The organism is Novosphingobium sp. FW305-C-30-35 (assembly GCF_058783135.1).
The window spans coordinates 1,669,674-1,689,719 of the sequence record NZ_JBYSYJ010000001.1; the positions used below are offsets into that span (position 1 = coordinate 1,669,674).

At 65.3% G+C, this 20,046-nt stretch carries 20 protein-coding genes; 10 read left to right on the top strand and 10 right to left on the bottom strand.

Going from position 1 to position 20,046, the window contains the following annotated elements; all coding sequences use genetic code 11:
• Positions 1-5 precede the first annotated feature (5 nt).
• Entirely contained in the window at positions 6-356 is a 351-nt protein-coding gene (locus AC3WLM_RS08245; protein ID WP_193827356.1) for a bactofilin family protein, read from the top strand.
• Between the two features lie 129 nt (positions 357-485).
• The gene (locus tag AC3WLM_RS08250; protein WP_492477103.1) at positions 486-1,190 is read left to right on the top strand and encodes a DUF1013 domain-containing protein; all 705 of its coding nucleotides are present in this window, start codon (positions 486-488) and stop codon (positions 1,188-1,190) included.
• Positions 1,191-1,379: 189 nt separating this feature from the next.
• On the opposite strand, the gene AC3WLM_RS08255 is transcribed toward AC3WLM_RS08250, so the two are convergent.
• Entirely contained in the window at positions 1,380-2,378 is a 999-nt protein-coding gene (locus AC3WLM_RS08255) for an NAD(P)H-quinone oxidoreductase (RefSeq protein ID WP_492477104.1), read from the bottom strand.
• Between the two features lie 92 nt (positions 2,379-2,470).
• On the opposite strand from AC3WLM_RS08255, the gene AC3WLM_RS08260 reads away from it, so the two are divergent.
• Together AC3WLM_RS08260 and clpA are read left to right on the top strand one after the other, a co-directional pair.
• Positions 2,471-2,689 (top strand): DUF1192 family protein, encoded by a 219-nt coding sequence (locus AC3WLM_RS08260; RefSeq protein ID WP_039333298.1) that lies wholly within the window; start codon positions 2,471-2,473, stop codon positions 2,687-2,689.
• Between the two features lie 168 nt (positions 2,690-2,857).
• Positions 2,858-5,221, top strand: coding sequence for an ATP-dependent Clp protease ATP-binding subunit ClpA (clpA, locus tag AC3WLM_RS08265; RefSeq protein WP_039333296.1), 2,364 nt, complete (start codon positions 2,858-2,860; stop codon positions 5,219-5,221).
• Positions 5,222-5,285: 64 nt separating this feature from the next.
• On the opposite strand, the gene AC3WLM_RS08270 is transcribed toward clpA, so the two are convergent.
• On the bottom strand, positions 5,286-5,801 hold the full coding sequence (locus AC3WLM_RS08270) for an EF-hand domain-containing protein (RefSeq protein WP_082013320.1): 516 nt from the start codon (positions 5,799-5,801) through the stop codon (positions 5,286-5,288).
• Between the two features lie 136 nt (positions 5,802-5,937).
• Between AC3WLM_RS08270 and AC3WLM_RS08275 the strand changes: the two genes are divergently transcribed.
• The 5 genes from AC3WLM_RS08275 to AC3WLM_RS08295 all read left to right on the top strand — a co-directional run bounded on the left by AC3WLM_RS08275 (position 5,938) and on the right by AC3WLM_RS08295 (position 9,980).
• Positions 5,938-6,954, top strand: a complete 1,017-nt coding sequence (locus AC3WLM_RS08275) for a ligase-associated DNA damage response exonuclease (RefSeq protein WP_492477105.1) — start codon at positions 5,938-5,940, stop codon at positions 6,952-6,954.
• The gene (locus AC3WLM_RS08280; protein WP_193827360.1) at positions 6,954-8,549 is read left to right on the top strand and encodes a cisplatin damage response ATP-dependent DNA ligase; all 1,596 of its coding nucleotides are present in this window, start codon (positions 6,954-6,956) and stop codon (positions 8,547-8,549) included. The genes AC3WLM_RS08275 and AC3WLM_RS08280 overlap by 1 nt, the downstream gene beginning before the upstream one ends.
• Positions 8,550-8,608: 59 nt before the next feature.
• Complete coding sequence (locus AC3WLM_RS08285; protein WP_039333288.1) at positions 8,609-8,797, top strand: hypothetical protein; 189 nt, start codon at positions 8,609-8,611, stop codon at positions 8,795-8,797.
• A gap of 99 nt (positions 8,798-8,896) precedes the next feature.
• The gene (locus AC3WLM_RS08290) at positions 8,897-9,292 is read left to right on the top strand and encodes a group II truncated hemoglobin (RefSeq protein WP_492477106.1); all 396 of its coding nucleotides are present in this window, start codon (positions 8,897-8,899) and stop codon (positions 9,290-9,292) included.
• A 49-nt stretch (positions 9,293-9,341) separates the two neighbouring features.
• Positions 9,342-9,980 carry a YoaK family protein gene (locus tag AC3WLM_RS08295; RefSeq protein WP_492477107.1) on the top strand — a complete coding sequence of 213 codons (639 nt, stop codon included), beginning with the start codon at positions 9,342-9,344 and terminating at the stop codon, positions 9,978-9,980.
• On the opposite strand, the gene AC3WLM_RS08300 is transcribed toward AC3WLM_RS08295, so the two are convergent.
• From AC3WLM_RS08300 to AC3WLM_RS08315, 4 genes are read right to left on the bottom strand one after another with little or no spacing between them, the layout of a single operon-like run.
• Positions 9,977-10,261: a DUF167 domain-containing protein gene (locus AC3WLM_RS08300; protein ID WP_492477108.1), complete on the bottom strand. Its 285-nt coding sequence runs from the start codon at positions 10,259-10,261 to the stop codon at positions 9,977-9,979. The two genes, AC3WLM_RS08295 and AC3WLM_RS08300, sit on opposite strands and share 4 nt — an antisense overlap.
• Positions 10,242-10,805, bottom strand: coding sequence for a gamma carbonic anhydrase family protein (locus tag AC3WLM_RS08305; RefSeq protein ID WP_039333376.1), 564 nt, complete (start codon positions 10,803-10,805; stop codon positions 10,242-10,244). Before AC3WLM_RS08305 ends, AC3WLM_RS08300 begins: the two co-directional genes overlap by 20 nt.
• Positions 10,806-10,816: 11 nt before the next feature.
• Positions 10,817-11,809, bottom strand: a complete 993-nt coding sequence (hemB, locus tag AC3WLM_RS08310) for a porphobilinogen synthase (RefSeq protein WP_427463587.1) — start codon at positions 11,807-11,809, stop codon at positions 10,817-10,819.
• 37 nt (positions 11,810-11,846) lie between these two features.
• Entirely contained in the window at positions 11,847-13,376 is a 1,530-nt protein-coding gene (locus AC3WLM_RS08315) for a peptidoglycan DD-metalloendopeptidase family protein (RefSeq protein WP_492477109.1), read from the bottom strand.
• 224 nt (positions 13,377-13,600) lie between these two features.
• Here AC3WLM_RS08315 and AC3WLM_RS08320 point away from each other — a divergent pair, with 224 nt between their 5' ends.
• Positions 13,601-14,644 (top strand): DUF3667 domain-containing protein, encoded by a 1,044-nt coding sequence (locus AC3WLM_RS08320; RefSeq protein ID WP_052242200.1) that lies wholly within the window; start codon positions 13,601-13,603, stop codon positions 14,642-14,644.
• A gap of 145 nt (positions 14,645-14,789) precedes the next feature.
• On the opposite strand, the gene ftsH is transcribed toward AC3WLM_RS08320, so the two are convergent.
• The 4 genes from ftsH to AC3WLM_RS08340 all read right to left on the bottom strand — a co-directional run bounded on the left by ftsH (position 14,790) and on the right by AC3WLM_RS08340 (position 19,929).
• Positions 14,790-16,721, bottom strand: a complete 1,932-nt coding sequence (ftsH, locus tag AC3WLM_RS08325) for an ATP-dependent zinc metalloprotease FtsH (RefSeq protein WP_039333275.1) — start codon at positions 16,719-16,721, stop codon at positions 14,790-14,792.
• Positions 16,722-16,868: 147 nt separating this feature from the next.
• Positions 16,869-17,819: a tRNA lysidine(34) synthetase TilS gene (tilS, locus tag AC3WLM_RS08330; protein WP_193828482.1), complete on the bottom strand. Its 951-nt coding sequence runs from the start codon at positions 17,817-17,819 to the stop codon at positions 16,869-16,871.
• 16 nt (positions 17,820-17,835) lie between these two features.
• The gene (locus AC3WLM_RS08335; RefSeq protein WP_193827365.1) at positions 17,836-18,828 is read right to left on the bottom strand and encodes a tetratricopeptide repeat protein; all 993 of its coding nucleotides are present in this window, start codon (positions 18,826-18,828) and stop codon (positions 17,836-17,838) included.
• Positions 18,829-18,948: 120 nt separating this feature from the next.
• Positions 18,949-19,929 (bottom strand): helix-turn-helix domain-containing protein, encoded by a 981-nt coding sequence (locus tag AC3WLM_RS08340; protein ID WP_492477110.1) that lies wholly within the window; start codon positions 19,927-19,929, stop codon positions 18,949-18,951.
• Positions 19,930-20,046 lie beyond the last annotated feature (117 nt).

Here is a 20,046-nt window from a genome sequence, read left to right on the forward strand (position 1 = left end):
CGACCATGGCCGCTACATTCTCCGTGCTTGGTGCCGATCTCGCTGTGAAGGGTGATCTTTCGGCGACTGCTGACCTGCACATCGACGGCAGCGTAGAAGGTGACATCACTTGCGCCGCGCTCGTGCAGGGCGAGAAGAGCACTGTCACCGGCGCGATCAAGGCGCGGTCGGCGCGGCTTTCGGGCACGGTCCATGGCTCGATCGAAGCGGGAGAACTGGTGATCCTCAAGACCGCCCGCATCCACGGCGATGTCAGCTATGATGCGCTGACGATCGAACAGGGCGCGCAGGTCGACGGCAGGTTCGCCCATCGGGTTCACGCTGGGGAGGAGCCGTCTCTGACGCTCGTCAGCTAAGGTTCCCAAACAAAAACTTGCCGATTCGCCATTCCCGGCTTACATCGGCGAGGTTCAAGGCCGCTCCGCGAGGGGCGGCCCTTATTGTATCCGCGTTTTGCGGGACCGCTTTTTTTCGGGAGATTGTCCGTGAGCAACCAGCCCACGTATCCGCTGATGCCGCACGCCACTGCGTCCTGGCTCGTCGACAACACCGCGCTGACCTTCGAGCAGATCGCCGAGTTCTGCGGCCTTCACATCCTTGAAGTGCAGGCCATGGCCGACGACCTGGCCGGGCAGAAGTACACCGGGCGCGATCCGATCCATTCGGGCGAATTGAACCAGGCCGAGATCGACAAGGGCCAGGCCAATCCCGAATACAAGCTGAAGATGCAGCGTGCCCCGCTGGCCGTCAGCCGCACCAAGGGCCCGCGCTATACCCCGGTTTCGAAGCGTCAGGACAAGCCCGATGGCATCGCCTGGATCCTGCGCAACCATCCCGAAGTTTCCGACGCGCAGATCGGCAAGCTGATCGGCACGACGCGCACGACAATCGCCGCGATCCGCGATCGCAGCCACTGGAACATCGGCAACATCAACCCGAAGGACCCGGTCACGCTGGGCCTGTGTTCGCAGCGCGAACTCGATTCGCTGGTCGCCAAGGCCGCGAGGAAGGCTGGCATCGAGGACAACGGCGAAGCCGCGCTGCGCCTTGGCACCGACCGTGAAGCGCTGATCGAGGAACTGCGCGCCGAGCGTCAGGCCTCGGCCAAGGCCGCATCGGAAGCCGCGCAGGAAGCCGAAGCGGCAGCATGGCTTGCCGCGCGCCGCGCCGAGGGCATTTCCGACAGCTGAGGTCCGGCTGGAGCCGACACGAAAAGGGGCCGCCCTTGCGAAGGGGCGGCCTTTTTGTTGGCTGTCGCCAATGCCCACCCCCAGCCCCTCCCGCCGGCGGGAGGGGAGTCAGGGCTGTGCTTTATCCCCCCTCCCGCCGGCGGGAGGGGTTGGGGGTGGGCATCGCACGCAGTGCGATTTCCCGCGCGCTCAGACCGCCAGCACGATCTTGCCGATGTGGCTGCCCTGTTCCATGCGGGCGTGGGCGGCCGAAGCCTCGGCCAGGGGAAAGGTCCGGTCCATGATCGGGCGCAGTTCGCCGGTGGCGACGAGCGGCCAGACCGTCTCGCGGATTTCGGACGCAAGCGCCGCCTTGAAGGCCTTTGAACGCGGGCGCAGCGTCGAGCCCGTAAGCGTGAGCCGGCGGCGCATGACTTCGGCCATGTTGAGTTCCGCCTTCACCCCGCCCTGCACCGCTATTGTCACATGGCGGCCATCATCGGCCAGGCACTTGAGATTGCGCGCCACGTAATCACCCGCAACCATATCGAGCACCATGTCGACCCCGCGGCCTTCCGTGATGCGCTTGACCTCTTCCACGAAGTCGCTGGCCTTGTAGTCGATCGCATGGGCCGCGCCGATCTCGAGCGCCTGGTGGCACTTCTCTGGGCCGCCCGCAGTGACGATTACCGTTACGTCGAACAGCTTGCCGAGCAGGACCGCCATCGAACCGATGCCACTGGTGCCGCCGTGAACGAGGATTGTCTCGCCCGGTGCCGCCATGCCGCGTTCGAACACGTTGTGCCAGACGGTGAACAGGGTTTCCGGGATCGCGGCAGCCTCTGCCATGGAAAGGCCGGTCGGCACCTGGAGGCACTGCGCAGCCTCGGCGATGCAGTACTCTGCGTAGCCGCCGCCTGCCACGAGGGCGCAGACCATCGTGCCGGTGAAAGGCCAGGTCACCCCTTCGCCCATCGCGACGACCTGCCCCGACACTTCGAGGCCCGGCAGGGGCGAGGCGTCGGGGGGCGGGGGATAGAAGCCCTGACGCTGGATGACATCGGGGCGATTCACGCCCGCAAAGGCCACCTTGACCAGCACCTGCCCCGGTCCCGGCACCGGAACCGGGACGCTTTCCGGTCGCAGGACTTCAGGCCCGCCGGGCGCGTCCCAGCCAATTGCCGTCATTGTTGCAGGAATGCCGCTCATCCGCCGCTGTTGCCCCTGTGAATACCAATTTGCCTCTGGCTAGCCATGCAAGGCGTTGACAGCAAGGCATTGCAATGCCCAAACTGCCCGGAATGGACCATGATGAGCGCCCTCGCCCGAAAGGGGACCTGGCCAGCCAGCTGGCAACCGAAGTGCTCGACCCCTATTCGCACGATGAACTGAACGAGCGCATTCGCCTGCTCGAACTCGAGATCATGCGCACCGTCGCCCATCGCGACAAGGCGAGCGCCCATCGCGCTGCGGCAGAAGCGCTGTTTCGAACGCCGCCCGGCTCAGGCGAAGCAGGATGAATTCGCGCGCCCTTCCCTTTGCCGAAGGGCGTTACCATATCTCGCGATATACGGGTGTCTTTCAGACATCTGTTCTCACCCTCACACGTGGTTTAGCCCGGGTTAATAACGCGTGTGCACTCTCCATGTCGGAGAACCCACCGGCGCAAGCCAGAAAGTAGCCGCAACATGCCCAGTTTCGCCCAGAGTCTCGAGAAAACGCTGCACACCGCGCTCGCCAACGCGTCCGAGCGCAGCCACGAGTACGCGACTCTCGAGCATCTCCTGCTGGCCCTGATCGATGATCCGGACGCGGCGCAGGTCATGCAGGCTTGCGGCGTGGACCTTGGGGATCTTGGCGACGTGGTGCGCCAGTACCTCGATCAGGAATACCAGTCGCTCAAGACCCAGGAAAAGGCCGATCCGCAGCCGACCGCCGGGTTCCAGCGGGTGATCCAGCGCGCCATTCTTCACGTGCAGTCCTCGGGCAAGGACACCGTGACGGGCGCCAACGTGCTGGTCGCACTGTTCTCCGAGCGCGATTCCTACGCTGTCTATTTCCTGCAGCAGCAGGACATGAGCCGCCTTGATGCGGTCAGCTTCATCAGCCACGGCATTGGCAAGGGCGGCCGCCAGGTCGAAGGCCGCACGCCCAAGGGCGCCGAGGAGGAGGCTCCGAAGCAGCAGGAAGAGAAGGCCGACACCAAGGGCCAGAAGAAGGAAACCGCGCTCGACCAGTTCTGCGTCAACCTCAACGAGAAGGCGCTGAACGGCAAGGTCGATCCGCTGATCGGGCGCGGCCCGGAAGTGGACCGTACCATCCAGATCCTGTGCCGCCGCTCCAAGAACAACCCGCTTTACGTGGGCGATCCGGGCGTGGGCAAGACGGCGATTGCCGAGGGCCTCGCGCGCAAGATCGTCGAAGGCGAAGTGCCCGAAGTGCTGTCCGAAGCGGTGATCTACTCGCTCGACATGGGCAGCCTGCTCGCGGGCACGCGCTATCGCGGCGACTTCGAGGAACGCCTCAAGCAGGTCGTCTCGGAACTCGAGAAGATGCCTCACGCGGTGCTGTTCATCGACGAGATCCACACCGTGATCGGCGCTGGCGCCACCAGCGGCGGGGCGATGGATGCCTCAAACCTCCTGAAACCTGCGCTTTCGGGCGGGACGATCCGTTGCATCGGCTCGACCACGTACAAGGAGTTCCGCAACCACTTCGAGAAGGACCGTGCCCTGCTGCGCCGGTTCCAGAAGATCGACGTGAACGAGCCGACCGTCGAGGACACCATCAAGATCCTTCGGGGCCTCCGCACCGCGTTCGAGGAGCACCACAAGGTCAAGTACACGCCGGACGCGATCAAGACCGCGGTCGAGCTTTCGGCGCGATACATCAATGACCGCAAGCTGCCCGACAAGGCGATCGACGTGATCGACGAGGTGGGCGCGATGCAGATGCTGGTGCCGCCGAACAAGCGCAAGAAGACGATCACCGCCCGCGAGATCGAGCAGGTCATCGCGACGATGGCGCGCATCCCGCCCAAGTCGGTCAGCAGCGACGACAAGAAGGTGCTCGAACATCTCGAGCGCGATCTCAAGCGTCTGGTCTTCGGGCAGGACAAGGCGATCGAGGTGCTGTCCTCGGCCATGAAGCTGAGCCGCGCCGGCCTGCGCGATGCGGACAAGCCGATCGGCTCGTTCCTGTTCTCGGGTCCCACTGGCGTGGGCAAGACCGAAGTTGCCCGCAGCCTCGCCCAGATCATGGGCATTCCGCTGCAGCGCTTCGACATGTCGGAATACATGGAGCGGCATTCGGTTTCGCGCCTGATCGGCGCGCCTCCGGGCTATGTCGGCTTCGATCAGGGCGGATTGCTCACCGATGCGATCGACCAGCAGCCGCACTGCGTCCTGCTGCTCGACGAAATCGAGAAGGCCCACCCCGACCTGTTCAACATCCTGCTGCAGGTGATGGACAATGGCCGCCTGACCGACCACCACGGCAAGACGGTGGACTTCCGCAATGTGGTCCTGATCATGACCACCAATGCGGGCGCTTCGGACATGGCGCGGCAGGGCATCGGCTTTGGCGACGTGTCGAAGGCCGACGCCGGTGACGAGGCGGTGAAGAAGATGTTCACGCCTGAATTCCGCAACCGTCTCGATGCGATCGTGCCGTTCGGTTACCTGCCGCCCGAAGTCGTCAGCCGCGTGGTCGACAAGTTCGTGCTGCAGCTCGAACTGCAGCTGGCCGAACAGAACGTCCACATCCAGTTCGATGCCGACGCGCGCAGCTGGCTGGCGAAGAAGGGCTACGACAAGCTCTACGGCGCAAGGCCCATGGCCCGCCTGATCCAGGAGAAGGTCAAGAAGCCGCTCGCCGAGGAACTGCTGTTCGGCAAGCTGGCCAATGGCGGCGAAGTCCACGTCAGCCTGAAGGAGGACGCGCTGTCCTTCGAACTGACGCCAGCCGCGCCAAAGCTGGTCAAGAAGAAGGCCAGGAAGGGCAAGGCGGGAAGCGCGGCGACCGAAGAGCCGAGTGCCGACGAAGCCGAATAGGCTCCAGAGCTGTGCACGAGCAGAGGGGCGGCATCGTGAGGTGCCGCCCCTTCTCGATCATCCTTTATGGCGCCCGAGGCGGCGCGGGATGAGGGGCGTCCCATTCGGCGCGGCTCACCATGCCATCGCCATTCCTGTCGATCATCGAAAATCGGGCGTTGTTGAAGGCCATCCATTCGGACAGGGTCAGCTTGCCGTCACCATCGGCATCGGCGACGGCCAGCAGGTCCCGCGGAGTCAGCCCGTCGATCTCGGCCAGCATGGCAGAGCCCGCGCGGAGTTGGTCGACGTCGAGATTGCCGTTCTGTTTCAGGTCCATCATCTCGAACAGGGTCTGCGCCCCTTGTGCATACTCCGCGCTGGATATCGCCCCATCGCGCGCGGCATCGAGCCGGTCGAAGCTGGCGAGCGGATTGGCCGAGGGCGGCACCGCTGTAACCGGCGGCTCGGCCCCGGCAATCGCCGGGATCGACGCTGTCGGCGAGACATCCGGTCCGGTTTCCTTCTCCTTTCCGTCGCACCCTGCCAAGAGCACAGCGGCGCATAGTGGTGCGAGGAGCAATGTGCTTTTGCGGAGCATGGCCAGTCTCCCGGATCGTCTGTTTGAGGGCGGGCGAAAGCTAACCCGGTGACCTGAACCTCGCCTGTCCCGCGCGCGCAATCCTGTGGCGATGGTTCATCTGGAACGAATCCCGTGAGCCCGCCATTGTTCCGGCATGGCAGCGGCATTTTCGTGGATCAGGGCAGAGCCGATGGGCATCCACGTCGCTCCAGCGGATGTGTGGATCGATCCGGCACGGCCAGTCGATACCGCCCTGGTCACGCATGGGCATGCCGATCATGCACGGGGTGGTCACGGGCGGACAGTGGCGACGCCCGAAACGCTGGCGATCATGCAGCTGCGCTATGGTGTCGAAGCGGATAGCGCGGTCCGGGCGGCGCCTGTTGCCTATGGCGAGACGATCAGCCTTCCCGGAGGGGTGCGCGCAACTTTCGTGCCGGCGGGACATGTCCTTGGCTCTGCGCAGATCCTGCTCGAGTACGCAGGCGAGCGGGTGATCGTGACCGGCGACTACAAGCGCCGTGCCGATCCTACCTGTCCGCCCTTCGAAGTGACGCCCTGCGACGTGTTCATCACCGAAGCCACGTTCGGACTGCCGGTGTTCCGCCATCCGCCGATTGCCGAGGAAATGGCCAAGCTGCTGAGTGGCCGCGAGAACGATCAGGGGCGTTGCGTGCTTGTCGGCGCCTATGCCCTGGGCAAGGCGCAGCGGGTGATTGCCGAACTGCGCGCGGCGGGATTTCACGACACGATCTGGCTCCACGGCGCGATGGAACGGATGTGCCGGCTGTATGAGGACCACGGCGTCGATCTTGGCGATCTCAAGGCCGTGGCAGGGGTGCCCAAGGCGGCGCTGGCCAACGGCATCGTGATCTGCCCGCCGTCTGCCTTGAACGACCGCTGGAGCCGCCGCCTGCCTGACCCTGTCACCGCCATGGCTTCGGGCTGGATGCGGGTGCGGCAGCGGGCGCGGCAACGCAATGTAGAGCTGCCGCTGATCATCTCCGACCACGCTGACTGGGACGAACTGACCCAGACCATCGCGCAAGTGAATCCGTCCGAGACCTGGATCACCCACGGACGCGAGGAAGCGCTGCTGCGCTGGTGCGAACTGACGCAGCGCAAGGCGCGGGCCCTCGCGCTGGTCGGCTACGAGGACGAGGACGACTGATGGAGCGCTTTGCCGCCCTGCTCGACGCGCTCGTCCTCACGCCATCGCGCAATGCCAAGCTGGCGCTGCTGGCCGACTACATGCGCGAGACACCCGATCCCGACCGCGGCTGGGCGCTGGCCGCGCTGACCGATGGGCTGGACTTCCCCGCAGTCAAGGCCGGGCTGATCCGCTCGCTGATGGCCGAGCGGGTGGACCCCGTGTTGTGGACGTTGAGCCGCGATTACGTTGGCGACACCGCCGAGACGGCCAGCCTGCTCTGGCCGGAACCATTGGGAGATCGGCTGCCTCCGCCTTCCGTAGCGGAGGTAGTAGAAACCCTGCACGCAACCACACGTACCACCGCGCCGGGCGTACTTACCGATCTGCTCGACCGTCTTGACGTCAACGGTCGCTATGCCCTGCTGAAGCTTGCCACCGGTGCGATGCGCATCGGCATTTCGGCGCGGCTCGCCAAGGTCGCGTTCGCACAGGCGTTCAGCGTGAGCGTCGAGGATGTGGAGGAGTACTGGCACGGACAGGCGCCCCCTTACCTGCCCCTGTTCGATTGGGCCGCCAACGGAACTGCGCCTCCGCGCACCGACCTGCTCCCGTTGTTCCGGCCGTTCATGCTGGCACACCCGCTCGAAGCGGAAAGCCTTGAGCTGTCGGAGTTCGCAGCCGAGTGGAAATGGGACGGCATTCGCGTGCAGATCGTCCACGTCGCCGGCGAGACGCGCGTCTATTCGCGCAGTGGCGACGACATTTCCGGCACATTCCCGGAAGTGACGGCAGCGCTTTCCACGCCCTGCGTGCTCGATGGCGAACTGCTGGTGCGCGGGGTGCATCAGGGTGGCGAGAGTGGTGGCGCGGCGAGCTTCAACGCGCTGCAGCAGCGCTTGGGGCGCAAGACCGTGTCGAAGGCTATGCTCAGCGACTATCCCGCCTTCGTACGTCTTTATGACCTGCTGATCGAGGATGGCGAAGACTTGCGCGAATGGGCTTGGGAGCAGCGCCGCGCTCGTCTGGAAGCCCTGGTGCCGAAGCTCGACCAGGGCCGCTTCGATATCTCGCAGGTGATCGAGGCACGGGACTTCGCCGAGCTTGCCGAAGTGCGCGCCCGCGCCCGGGACGAGGCGATCGAGGGAGTCATGCTCAAGCGGCGCGACAGCCCTTACGTCGCCGGGCGGCGGACCGGGCTGTGGTACAAGTGGAAGCGCGATCCGCTGCTGATCGATTGCGTGCTGATGTATGCGCAGCGCGGGAGCGGCAAGCGATCGTCGTTCTATTCGGACTATACCTTCGGCTGCTGGAACGGCGACCCCGACGAGGGCGCGGAACTTCTACCCGTGGGCAAGGCCTACTTCGGGTTCACCGACGATGAACTGAAATGGCTCGACCGCTACGTGCGGCAGCATACGGTAGCCAAGTTTGGCCCAGTGCGCGAAACCGACAAGTCGCTGGTATTCGAAGTCGCCTTTGACTCGGTCCACGCCAGCAAGCGGCACAAATCGGGCGTCGCCATGCGCTTCCCGCGCATCAGCCGCATCCGCAGCGACAAGCCCGCGCATGAAGCGGACCGGCTCGAGACGCTGAAGGGCCTGATCGCGGATTGAGCTTGCGGAACCTAGTCACTTGCCTGCCGTTTCCAGAAAAACGTCTGGGAGAGAAGACAATGGCAAACATGTTGCTCGCCGCTCCGGCCTATGCGCTGGGACGACTCGCCTGGACGTCGCTGCGCACCGGCGGCGAATGGACCCGCTATCGCCAGTGGGATGCGGTGGCGACCAACTGGGCGATCGGGGCAGTCCTTGGCGGAATGGCGGCAGGACTGGCGGCCAAGGCACTCCCCCATCGCAACTGAAGCGCCAAGTGATTGTCCAAGTGATTGATTGCGGTCAATGTTGTCGGCGCTGGTTGGGGGCACAAGCAAGGTTCCAGATCCCTGTTCCGGAGCATTCCCTTGGCTACCCAGGCCCCCGCGAAAAGTCCTTATGACCGCCTTGGCGGAATCGAAACGCTGCGCCGCATCACCGACCGCTTCTATGACCTGATGGAAACCGATCCTGCGTTTGGAGAACTGCGCGCCATGCATGCGCCGGACCTTGCGCCGATGCGGGAATCGCTGCCCGGCTTTCTGGCGGGCTGGAGCGGCGGTCCGCGCGACTGGTTCGAGGCGCATCCCGGCAAGTGCATGATGTCGATGCACAAGCCCTTCCCGATCACGCGTGAGACGGCAAAGCAATGGGCCGACTGCATGGCGCGGGCGATCGCCGATGTCGCCCCGGAGGACGGCGAAATTGCCGTCGGGCTCAGCGAAGTCCTTGGCCAGATGGCCCGAGGCATGGCGCGCGCCTGATTCCCCGTGTTGATTCCCTTCGGCGCAAAGGCACGCTAGAAGGCGCAGCGTGATCCTCAACGACCGCCAGCGCCGGACATTCGCCATGGCTCTTGCTGCGATGGCCGGGTTCGTGGACTCGGTCGGGTTTCTTTCGGCGCAGGCCTACTTCGTCTCCTTCATGTCGGGCAATACGACGCGGCTTGGCGTTGCGATTGGCACTGCCCCGCATGATGCGATATTTCCGGCCCTGTTGATCGGCGGCTTCATCGCTGGCGTGACGGGTGGCGCGCTCGTTTCCGAGCGTGCGGGGTCGATGCGCAAACCCGCCGTGCTGGCGCTGGTGACCGCGCTACTGGTGATCGGCGCATTGGCCCGCGGTGCCGGGATCGGAACGCTCATGATGGCGGCGCTGGTGCTGGCGATGGGTGCGCTGAACAACACTTTCCAGCGCGATGGCGAAGTAACTGTCGGCCTGACCTACATGACCGGCGCCCTGGTCAAGCTCGGCATTGGCCTGGCACGCCGCATCACGGGTAAAGGCGATGGCCGATGGGCGTCATGGGCGCAGCTCTGGCTTGGCCTGCTGGGCGGTGCCGTGCTCGGCGCTTTCCTGCAGGATCGCCTGCCGATGGGATGCCTGTGGATCGCCAGCGTCTGGAGCGCGGCGATGGTCGTCGTTGCGTTCAGGGTACCTTCTGAAAGTTAGGCTGGCGGAATCCTGAACAACTTCTCCCGAGAAGTTGCGCCGCGCAACATTTCTACCTTGGACGGCGCAACACCCAGCGCCCTTGCCAGAAGTTCGCCGACCGCTGCCGTCGCCTTGCCGTCCTCGGGCTTGGCGCGGACTTTCACGGCAACGCGCCCCTGCTCGATCTCGATGCCCTCGCTGCGCGCGCCCGGCGTCACGCGCACCGCCAGACGCCCCTCGGCATCGACCAGCGCGCGCAAGGCCGCTGGCGGTGGCAGGTCAGCCTTCGGTCGTGCCAAGCACCGCCGCCTTGTGCGCCTGACCGTTGCGGACGTAGTGCTGCACGCCGCGCTGCATATCGGCGATGGCCGCATCGTCGAGGTCGCGCATGTACTTGGCGGGACGGCCGCCCCACAACTGCCGCGACAACACGCGCTTGCCACCTGTCAGCATCGCGCCTGCTGCGAGCATGCCGTCGCTTTCGATATGGGCATCGCTCATCACGATCGCGCCCAGGCCGACGAAGCCGCGATCCTCGATGACGCAGCCGTGGACCATGGCCAGATGACCGACCAATACGTCCTCGCCAATGATCGTCGGAAAGCCATCGGGCTTGGTGGGCGCGGGGCTGTCGACGTGGATGACGCTGCCATCCTGAATGTTGGTCCGCGCGCCGATGCGGATGAAATTGACGTCGCCGCGCAGGACGCAGTTGTACCAGATGGAAACGTCCGGCCCGATCTCGACATCGCCGATGATCCGGCAGCCGGGCGCAATGAAGGCGCTCTCGTGGATGCGCGGGGTCTTGCCGTTGAGCGGGACGATCGAAACGTCGGGATACATCATCTGGTCCTTCAGGCGCCCATAAGCCGGGCAGCGTGGGCCGCATGGTAGGTCAGCACGCCGGAACAGCCCGCGCGCTTGAAGGCCACCAGCGTTTCCAGAACCATGGCATCGCGATCGGCGGCCCCGGCTGCCACGGCTGCCTCGATCATCGCGTATTCGCCGCTCACCTGATAGGCGAACACGGGTACGCCGAAGGTCTGCTTCACGCGGCACGCAATGTCGAGATAGGGCAGGCCCGGCTTGACCATCACGCTGTCAGCACCTTCGGCCAGATCCATCTCGACCTCGCGCAGCGCTTCCTCGGCGTTGGCCGGGTCCATCTGGTAGGTCTTCTTGTTGCCCTTGAGCAGCCCGCGCGAACCCACCGCATCGCGGAACGGACCATAGAAAGCCGAGGCATACTTGGCCGCATAGGACATGATCTGCACGTTGATGTGGCCAGCGCCTTCCAGCGCCTCGCGGATTGCACCGATGCGGCCGTCCATCATGTCGGACGGGGCAATGATATCGGCCCCGGCGGCAGCCTGGTTGAGGCTCTGCCCGACAAGCATTTCCACGGTCTGATCATTGAGGACATAGCCCTCATCATCGATCAGGCCGTCCTGCCCGTGGCTGGTGTAGGGATCGAGCGCGACGTCGGTCAGCACACCGATATCGTCGCCGCAGGCCTGCTTGATCGCCTTGATCGCGCGGCACATCAGGTTGTCCGGGTTGAGCGCTTCCTTGCCATCCTCGCTGCGGCGATCGGGCTGGGTATTCGGAAACAGGGCAAGGCACGGAATGCCCAGCGCCACCGCTTCCCTGGCCCGCGCAACGATGCCGTCAACCGACCAGCGCGATACGCCGGGAAGCGACAGGATCGGATCTTCGACGCCCTCCCCCTCGGTTACGAACAGCGGCCAGATCAGGTCCGCAGGCGTGACCAGCACTTCGCGGTGCATGGCGCGGCTCCATGCAGTGGCACGGGTGCGGCGCAGGCGAGTCATCGGATAAGTCGTCATGGCAGGAAGGCCTAGCCGCTGGCTCGCCCCGCTGCAATCATCGGGAGCGGTTTGCCGGGATCGCCGTGATCTGCGCGAGCTTGCTGCGGAAGGCGGCAAGCTGCGCCGGGTCGACAGCCGCGCGCTGGACGATCGACGTCATCGACATCGGGTTCACCGTCTGCCCTGCGCGATACATCTCGTAATGGAGGTGCGGCCCGGTCGAAAGCCCGGTGGAGCCGACATAGCCGATCACCTGCCCGCGCCGCACGGTCATGCCCGCCGAAACGGCGATGCGGCTCATGTGGCCATAGCCGGTTCCGATGCCGCCGCCGTGATCGAGGCGAACGTAGTTGCCGTGCCCGCCATGCCACCCGGCAATGCTGACGCGGCCATCGGTGGCAGCATAGATGGGAGCCCCCCAGCTGGCGGCGAAATCGATCCCGGCGTGCATGCGCACATAGCCGAGGATCGGATGGCGGCGCGCACCATAGCCCGAAGTGATGCGGCCGTTGACCGGCGCACCGAGGAAACCCGTGGTCGCCTGCGCGCCCTCGGCCATGCCTTGCGGCGAATAGAACGCCCCATCGCTGCCCCAGCGCAGGAGTTGCAGCACCGGCTTTCCGGCGCGGACAACGCCTGCATAGAGCAGATCGCCGGCCTGCTGCTCGCCCGTGCCGGCGCGGCGATTGGCATAGACCAGGTCGAACTCGTCACCCGGCGCGATCTCCTCGAACGCCATGTGCTCGTCGATCGTGCGCAAGTAGTCCTGCACCGCAGACGGAGGTGCGCCTGCCGCGCGGGCGGAGCGATAGAGGCTCGCCCCGACGATTCCGCGAATGCGCTGTGGCGATGTGTCAACGGCAATGGCGTTGCTGGCGAGCGCCAGCGCGCCACCGCTGCGCCGGATATCGAGCGCGAGGTCGAAGCGGGGGCGGAACGACAGCTGCTCGAGCGGGCGCGGCTGCGCCGGGCTGGTGCGCGCGCCCAGGCGAATGGAAAAGCGCGTGCCTTCCGGAATTGCGCCGGGCTTGACCTGCCCACCCACCAGGTCGAGCACGCGCACGATGTCGGTGCTGGCAAGGCCGGCCCGCTGCAGCATGCGCGGGAAGCTGTCGCCGGCGCCAAGCGTTGCCGTCAGGTCGATGCTCGGACGCTCGGGCGCGGCGGCAAGCGGGATGACGGCGGACGTGGCGTTCATCCGTCGGCCGTTGTCCGCACCGAAGGCGAGCGGGCGGATGCCCTGCACACGCAGCTCGTCTTGCGCAGCATCGTCCATCAAGGTCAGCGGCGCGGCTTGCAACGGGGCAAAGCTGGGCCACATCAGCACAGCCGCCGCGCCAAGAGCGAGCATGGTGCCAAAGCCCCTGAACCAGCGGGCGCTGCCAAGATCTTCGGCAAGATCGGGCACAAGGTCGAATCTGGCGAAAGCGCGCTCCACCGGCGCAGTCAGGCGCTGCCAGTGGCGCGACAGGTATTGCTCGGCAGTCTTGTGCAGAAGACCCCAGCGCGTCGGCAGCACGGGCGCGCGCGGCGGCGTGGTGCGCTGGCCGAAGCCGCTTCCCCCGCCCGCTCCACCGAGCGCCATCATCTGATCCCGCGACGTGTACACGCGTGCTGCTTACCCTCTTGGGCTCCGGACTGCACGGACAAGGTTAATGTTCCGTGAAATCAGCCTCCCCCTTGTCGCGCCGTCTCACTTGTCGCGCCGTCTCACTTGTCGCGCCGTCTCACTTGTCGCGCCGTCTCAAGGGTGTGGCGAGAACGTCGCACGCTCGTTATGCTGCAACAAGTTACAGGGGGAACGAGATTTTGAACGGCACCGAGACTCTGGGCGACATGGCGGGCGCGCTGGCAGCGGCACGCACCGTGGAGCCGACGGCGGGCGAGCATCGGGCCGACGGTCACACCCACGAATCGGCCTGCCTCAATTGCGCCACGCCGCTGGTCGGCAGCCACTGCCATGCCTGCGGTCAGGCAGCACACGTTCACAAGACGCTCGGCGCGTTCTTCCACGACCTGCTTCACGGCGTGTTCCACTTCGAAGGCAAGATCTGGCGCACGCTGCCCCTGCTGGTGACCAAGCCCGGCAAGCTTACCCGCGAATACATCGACGGACGGCGGGCGAGCTATGTTTCACCGATCGCGCTGTTCCTGTTCTGCGTGTTCGCGCTGTTCACCACGATCAATTCGCTGGGCGGCGATATTGGTGCCAGCGTGAATACGACGGTAGAGCAGGGCCTCAAACAGGAACGCAACGATCTGGCGGTCCTCGAGGCCGAACGGATCGCGGCACGCGGCGACGCCGCAGAGCTGGCGAAGATCGACGCAGCAATTGCCGAAACGCGCAAGAACATCGCCGGGCTGGAGCAGGTCAAGGCGAGCGGCATCAACGTCGGCAACATCGATACCAGCGGCCTCGAGACTGCCAGCGATATCGGCTGGATCAACGAAGCGGTGAAGAAGGCCAAGGCCAATCCGAGCCTCGCGCTCTATAAGGTGCAGAACTACAGCTACAAGCTGAGTTGGGCATTGATCCCGATCTCGGTGCCGTTCCTGTGGCTGCTGTTCCCGTTCAGCCGCCGCTTCGGGCTTTACGATCACACCGTGTTCGTCACCTATTCGCTGTGCTTCATGACGCTGCTGGGCATCGTGGCGACCGTCGGGGGCAGGCTGGCCCTGCCCGGACTACCCGCGCTCGCTTTCCTGCCGCCCTTGCACATGCTGCTGCAGTTGCGCGGCGCTTACGGCCTGTCCTGGTTCGGCGCATGGTGGCGGACGTGGTTCCTTAGCCTCTTCGCTTTCGTCGCCATGATGCTGTTCGCGGTGGTAATCCTCGTGGAAGCGGGGGGATAAGGCGCCCCACCCCCGCTCGACCTGAGCCTGTCGAAGGACGCCGGTGCTTCGTGTGCATCCTTCGACAGGCTCAGGATGAGCGGTTTTTTCAACGAAAAGGGCGGAGGTTGCCCCCCGCCCTTTCGCTTTAAGATCTGGCCGGGGATCAGGCCGGCTGCGGATTGGTCGAGCCGAACTTCTTGCCCGCGCGCGGAACTGCCGAGCCCTGGGCCGCAACCGGCCGGGCGGTGCCCGTCGGGTTCTGCGGTCGGTCCAGCTTGCCGCTGTCGAGCAGTTCCTTGATCTCGTCGCCGGTCAGCGTCTCGTATTCAAGCAAGGCCTGAGCGAGGAGGTGGAGCTTGTCCTCGTTGGTCTTGAGAATGTCGGTCGCACGGGCGTGTGCGCCGTCAACCAACCCGCGGATCTCGCTGTCGATCAGCTTGTTGGTCTCGTCCGAGACGAACAGGCGCTGCGAACCGCCCATGCCGAGATAGCCTTCCTGCTGGTCTTCATACTGCAGCGGCCCGAGCTTGTCCGACATGCCCCACTTGGTGACCATCGAGCGCGCCAGCGAGGTGGCGTACTGGATGTCCGAAGAGGCACCGGACGACACCTTGTCGTGCCCGAAGATCAGCTCTTCCGCCACGCGTCCACCCATCGCGACCGAGAGGTTCGCGTGCATCTTGTCACGGTGATAGGAATAGCTGTCCCGTTCCGGCAGGCGCATGACCATGCCGAGGGCCCGGCCGCGCGGGATGATCGTTGCCTTGTGGATCGGATCGGATGCCGGTTCCTTGACCGAAACGATGGCATGGCCAGCCTCGTGATAGGCGGTCATCTTCTTTTCGTCGTCGGTCATGACCATCGAGCGGCGCTCGGCCCCCATCATGACCTTGTCCTTGGCGTCCTCGAACTCCTGCATGGCAACGAGACGCTTGTTGCGGCGCGCGGCCAGCAGGGCGGCTTCATTGACGAGGTTGGCAAGGTCGGCGCCCGAAAAGCCGGGCGTGCCGCGCGCGATCGTGCGCGGGTTGACGTCGGGCGCCAGCGGCACCTTCTTCATGTGCACCGACAGGATCTTCTCGCGGCCTTCGATGTCAGGGATCGGCACGACCACCTGGCGGTCGAAACGACCGGGACGCAGCAGAGCGGGATCGAGCACGTCGGGGCGGTTGGTTGCCGCGATGATGATGATACCCTCGTTTGCCTCGAAGCCGTCCATCTCGACCAGCAGCTGGTTCAGCGTCTGCTCGCGCTCGTCGTTCGAATTGCCGAGGCCGTGGCCACGGTGACGACCGACCGCGTCGATTTCATCGATGAAGACGATGCACGGCGCGTTCTTCTTGGCCTGCTCGAACATGTCGCGCACGCGGCTCGCACCGACGCCGACGAACATCTCGACGAAGTCCGAACCCGAGATGGTGAAGAACGGCACGCCCGCTTCGCCCGCAATGGCGCGGGCCAGCAGGGTCTTGCCGGTGCCGGGCGAACCGACCAGCAGCGCACCCTTGGGGATCTGGCCGCCGAGCTTGGAAAAGCGCGAGGGATCGCGCAGGAACTCGACGATTTCCTCCAGTTCCTCGCGGGCTTCGTCGATGCCGGCGACGTCATCGAAGGTCACGCGGCCTGAACGCTCTGTCAGGAGCTTGGCCTTGGACTTGCCAAAGCCCATCGCGCCCGAACCGCCGCCCTTCTGCATCTGGCGCAGCGCGAAGAAGGCAACGCCAAGGATCAGCAGGAACGGCAACGAGTTGAACAGGATGTACATCAGCATGTTCGGCTGTTCGGCCGCCTTGCCGGCATACTGCACGCCGTTGTCCTGCAGCAGCTTGGGCAGATCGGCATCACCGGGGACCGGAACGGTCGCGAACTGGCTGCCGTTCTTGAGCGTGCCGGTGATGCGCTCGGGCGCGATCTCGACCGAACGGACCAAACCATCGCTGACCTGCGAGCGGAAGGCCGAATAGGGGATTGTCGTCGCATTGGTATCGACCCGCGACCCGAACATCGAAACCACCAGCAACAGCGCGAGAAAGATTCCGCCCCAGACAAGGAGGCTCTTGATCCACGGATTTCCCTGGGGCTGGTCGTCGTTCATCGCTGTCTTTCCGCAATCGCCCGGAAAACGCGGGCGGGTATGGAGGCAATGTAGGATTGCCACCCCGATTCTCAATATCGGGTGACTCGCAATATAGCGCGAATGTGGTTTTTCAGCGACCTGTGCCGATAGGGCATGGTGCAAGGGTCAGGATCTGGACACGTGCGGGGGCGCCAAGGTGAACCGCCAGGCGTTTGCCCGTGCATCGCCCTTTACGCCCCCTAGTGTCGCGACTCCGCCCTCGCGCAGCATTCCAAGCCACCGGACCAGCTCCGCGCCCCGTGGCGCACCCGCACCCAGTGCGGCCAGCACGCGCTCGAGCAGGCGCATCGCGAGCACATCGGGCAAGCCCGACGGTGGGTTCCACGTGAAACCCTCGCTCGCAGCCACGACCTCCTCCCAGAGCTGGTCGACCACCCATTCCAGAGCGGCATCGGCGTCGGCAAGGTTCCGGGCACTGCGGGCGAAACCCATGATGGCAAACGCTTCGTTTGACGTCAGGGCGTCACGCATGCGCACCCGCTCATAGCCCGGATCGCGGTTAGACGGATCGTCGGCAGCTGCAAGACCGGCGACGTCTACAACAGCCTGCAACTCCGCCCGCCGCCATGACAGCAAAGGCCGGAGCAACCTGAGCCTGGGGGCGCCCGGCACTTGCGCAACGGGCCGCATCGCTGCCAAGCCTCGCAAGCCGACACCACGATTGAGCCGCATGACCATCGTCTCGGCCTGATCGTCGGCATGGTGGGCGGTCACGATTGCTGCAAGCCGTTCTGCCTGCGCCCATTCGGCGAGCGCTCGATAGCGCGCCGCGCGGGCCCGCTCCTGCACGGCGCTGCCCTTTTCCAGCGAAAGCGTCAGCGTCTGATGCGCGATGCCGCGCCCGGCGCAGATCGCAGCGACCATCGCCGCTTCCCCTGCCGATTCCGCGCGCAAGCCATGATCGACCGTGGCCACCTGAAAGTTGCGCGGCGCAACTTCGTGGAACAGCACCAGCATGGCGAGACTGTCCGGTCCGCCCGACACGGCAAGTCCGACCGGCCCATGCGGAGCGACCGCTGCCCACTGCGCGGCAAAACGCGCAGCAGCAGCGGTCAGGCTATTCCCGAGTCCATTACTTGCACTTCACCGAAGCGCGGGCGCCATCGTACTGGCCCTTGAGACGACCGGCGACTTCATCGGGATAGGCCGAGGCCAGTTCTGCGAACGCACCGCAAGCCTTTTCGGTATCCTTGAGGCGCACCATGGCAATCCCGAGATACAGCAGGCTGTCTGGCGCACGCGCGCCCTTCTTGTCGGCAAGGTAGTTCTGCAGGAAGAACTGCGCCGCGGTGCCCGGCTTGCCATCATCTAGCCAGGCCCGACCCAGCAGGTTCCGACCGAAGCTGATCATGTTGTGCTTGGGATAGCGATCGACATAGATCTGCAACTGCTGCTGCGCTTCGGGATAGAACTTGGCTTCCCACAGGCGGAAGCCGTAGTTGTAGTCGTCAAGCGCGGCATCGCCGGTCGCAGGCTTCTCGATCGCCTGAACTGCGGCCACGCGCGCGGCCGAGGGCGATGCCGGCTTGGCGGCAGGCGTCGCAGGCTTGGTCTCGGTCGGCTTGGTGGCGGCGGGTGTCGTGGGTTTCGGTGCCACGGGCACGGGAGCGGGCGTTGTCGTGACGACAGGCGCAGGCGTCGCCGCGGGCTCTTCAGGCGCCGGTGCGGCAGCGGCCTCCAGCTTGGCCAAGCGTTCCTCGATCTTGGCCGAACGGTTCTGCCCTTCCTCAACCTGCGCCGTCAGTCGTGCCATCTGCGCCTCGACCGCGTCCATCCGTGCCAGAATGTCAGTCACCGCTGACGAAGCCGGCGCGCCAGCCGGTGTCGTGGTTGTCGGCCCTGCAGTGATTTCCGGAACGAAAGTCTTGCCGGCGCCCTCAGGGAAAACCTTGCGCTGCATCGCGCGGATTTCCGCCTCGATCCGGCGCAGACGCATTTCGGGATCGACCGGTGTGGCAGTGGTCTTCTGTGCAGAGGACTGGGCCAGCACCGGCGCGGCGATCGGGGCGGTCAGCCCCAGAAGGATGGCTCCAAGTGGCGCGGCACGCCGGAAAGTCATGGTCATGGTCGTTCCCGTTCAGCGGCGCACGATCCCCCGCGCACCCTCAATCAACGCCTCAAGTTTGCCCGATAGCCCGCACCAAGTCGAGACCGGCCAGCGGTTTATCCGCCTCCGCCCGTCACTTCAGCGCTGGGCGGCAGGTGGCGGTGATGCCTCAGCCTGGGTCGTCGCCGGAGCCGCTGTCGGCTCGCTGGCCGCCACAGGCCGTTGCGCACGGGGGCGCGGCGCAGGCCGTGCGACCGGGGCGGCCGCGGAAGGCGTCGGCACAGGACTTGCCGTGGCGGCAGCAGTGCCGCGCGCGAGCAGGGCCGCTGCGCTGACAGCAACGTCCTTCACAATGCCTTCCTTCTCGGCAATGCGCGGAACCGGTTGCCCGCCCACCGTGATCGCAAGTGCATCGGGACGCCCGGTCCACAGCTTGGGTTCGGGCACGTCGGTCGGCACGGTGAAGCTTTCGCCCTTGGCCAGTTCCTTCTGCAGGATCTGCTTGCCGGTGCCGTCGTAGAACTTCACCCAGATGCGATCTTCGGTGGCCGTGAACACCACCGGTCCGGCTGGTGACGCAACTGGCGCTGGTGCGGCGGCGACCTGGCTCGGGACCGGCCTGGCCTCTTCCGGCCCGACCAGCGGGGGCAGTTCAGCCGACGGGAGATAATAGCTGCGCCAGAACACCAACCCCGCCAGCGCGATTGCGATGACCAGACCGGCAGCGAGCCATGCGGTCAGCCGCGAAGGCGTCTTTTCCGGATCGCCCACCTCGAACTGATTGATGACGCGGGGCGGCGGCGGAGGCGCCTGCTGGTCCAGCTCGGCCCGGACGGCCTCGGCAACGACCTTGTCATCCAGGCCGACAGCCCTGGCGTAGCTCTTGGCAAAGCCGAGCGTGTAGGGCCTTCCGGGAAACGCGGCATAATCGCCCACCTCCAGCGCCTGCAGATGCCGGGTCGTTACCCGCGTGGCCTGCGAGAGCTGCTTGATGTCCAGCCCTGCGGCCTCACGCGCCGCGCGCAGCATTTCACCCACGCTCTGTCGGCCCGGCTGCCCGGCGGGCATGGGCGTGGTGTCGATATTGGTAATGTCCTGCAGACCGCCGGCTTCAGCCAAGGCGTTACTCCCGTCTTCCGCGTATGCTTTGCAACCCGTTAACAGGGTTCGCGTCACCCCTGCGAATGTCAACGGCTTTCGACGAGGAATTGCGGATTTCGACGACGAAACGCCCCT

What these genes read in the sequence shown, in the direction of transcription:
- AC3WLM_RS08245 (WP_193827356.1), top strand. Translation starts at nt 6, where the DNA reads ATGGCCGCTACATTCTCCGTGCTTGGTGCCGATCTCGCTGTGAAGGGT.
- AC3WLM_RS08255 (WP_492477104.1), bottom strand. Translation starts at nt 2,378, where the DNA reads ATGAGCGGCATTCCTGCAACAATGACGGCAATTGGCTGGGACGCGCCC.
- AC3WLM_RS08260 (WP_039333298.1), top strand. Translation starts at nt 2,471, where the DNA reads ATGGACCATGATGAGCGCCCTCGCCCGAAAGGGGACCTGGCCAGCCAG.
- clpA (WP_039333296.1), top strand. Translation starts at nt 2,858, where the DNA reads ATGCCCAGTTTCGCCCAGAGTCTCGAGAAAACGCTGCACACCGCGCTC.
- AC3WLM_RS08270 (WP_082013320.1), bottom strand. Translation starts at nt 5,801, where the DNA reads ATGCTCCGCAAAAGCACATTGCTCCTCGCACCACTATGCGCCGCTGTG.
- AC3WLM_RS08275 (WP_492477105.1), top strand. Translation starts at nt 5,938, where the DNA reads ATGGCAGCGGCATTTTCGTGGATCAGGGCAGAGCCGATGGGCATCCAC.
- AC3WLM_RS08280 (WP_193827360.1), top strand. Translation starts at nt 6,954, where the DNA reads ATGGAGCGCTTTGCCGCCCTGCTCGACGCGCTCGTCCTCACGCCATCG.
- AC3WLM_RS08285 (WP_039333288.1), top strand. Translation starts at nt 8,609, where the DNA reads ATGGCAAACATGTTGCTCGCCGCTCCGGCCTATGCGCTGGGACGACTC.
- AC3WLM_RS08305 (WP_039333376.1), bottom strand. Translation starts at nt 10,805, where the DNA reads ATGTATCCCGACGTTTCGATCGTCCCGCTCAACGGCAAGACCCCGCGC.
- hemB (WP_427463587.1), bottom strand. Translation starts at nt 11,809, where the DNA reads ATGACGACTTATCCGATGACTCGCCTGCGCCGCACCCGTGCCACTGCA.
- AC3WLM_RS08315 (WP_492477109.1), bottom strand. Translation starts at nt 13,376, where the DNA reads ATGGCGCTCGGTGGAGCGGGCGGGGGAAGCGGCTTCGGCCAGCGCACC.
- ftsH (WP_039333275.1), bottom strand. Translation starts at nt 16,721, where the DNA reads ATGAACGACGACCAGCCCCAGGGAAATCCGTGGATCAAGAGCCTCCTT.
- AC3WLM_RS08335 (WP_193827365.1), bottom strand. Translation starts at nt 18,828, where the DNA reads ATGACCATGACTTTCCGGCGTGCCGCGCCACTTGGAGCCATCCTTCTG.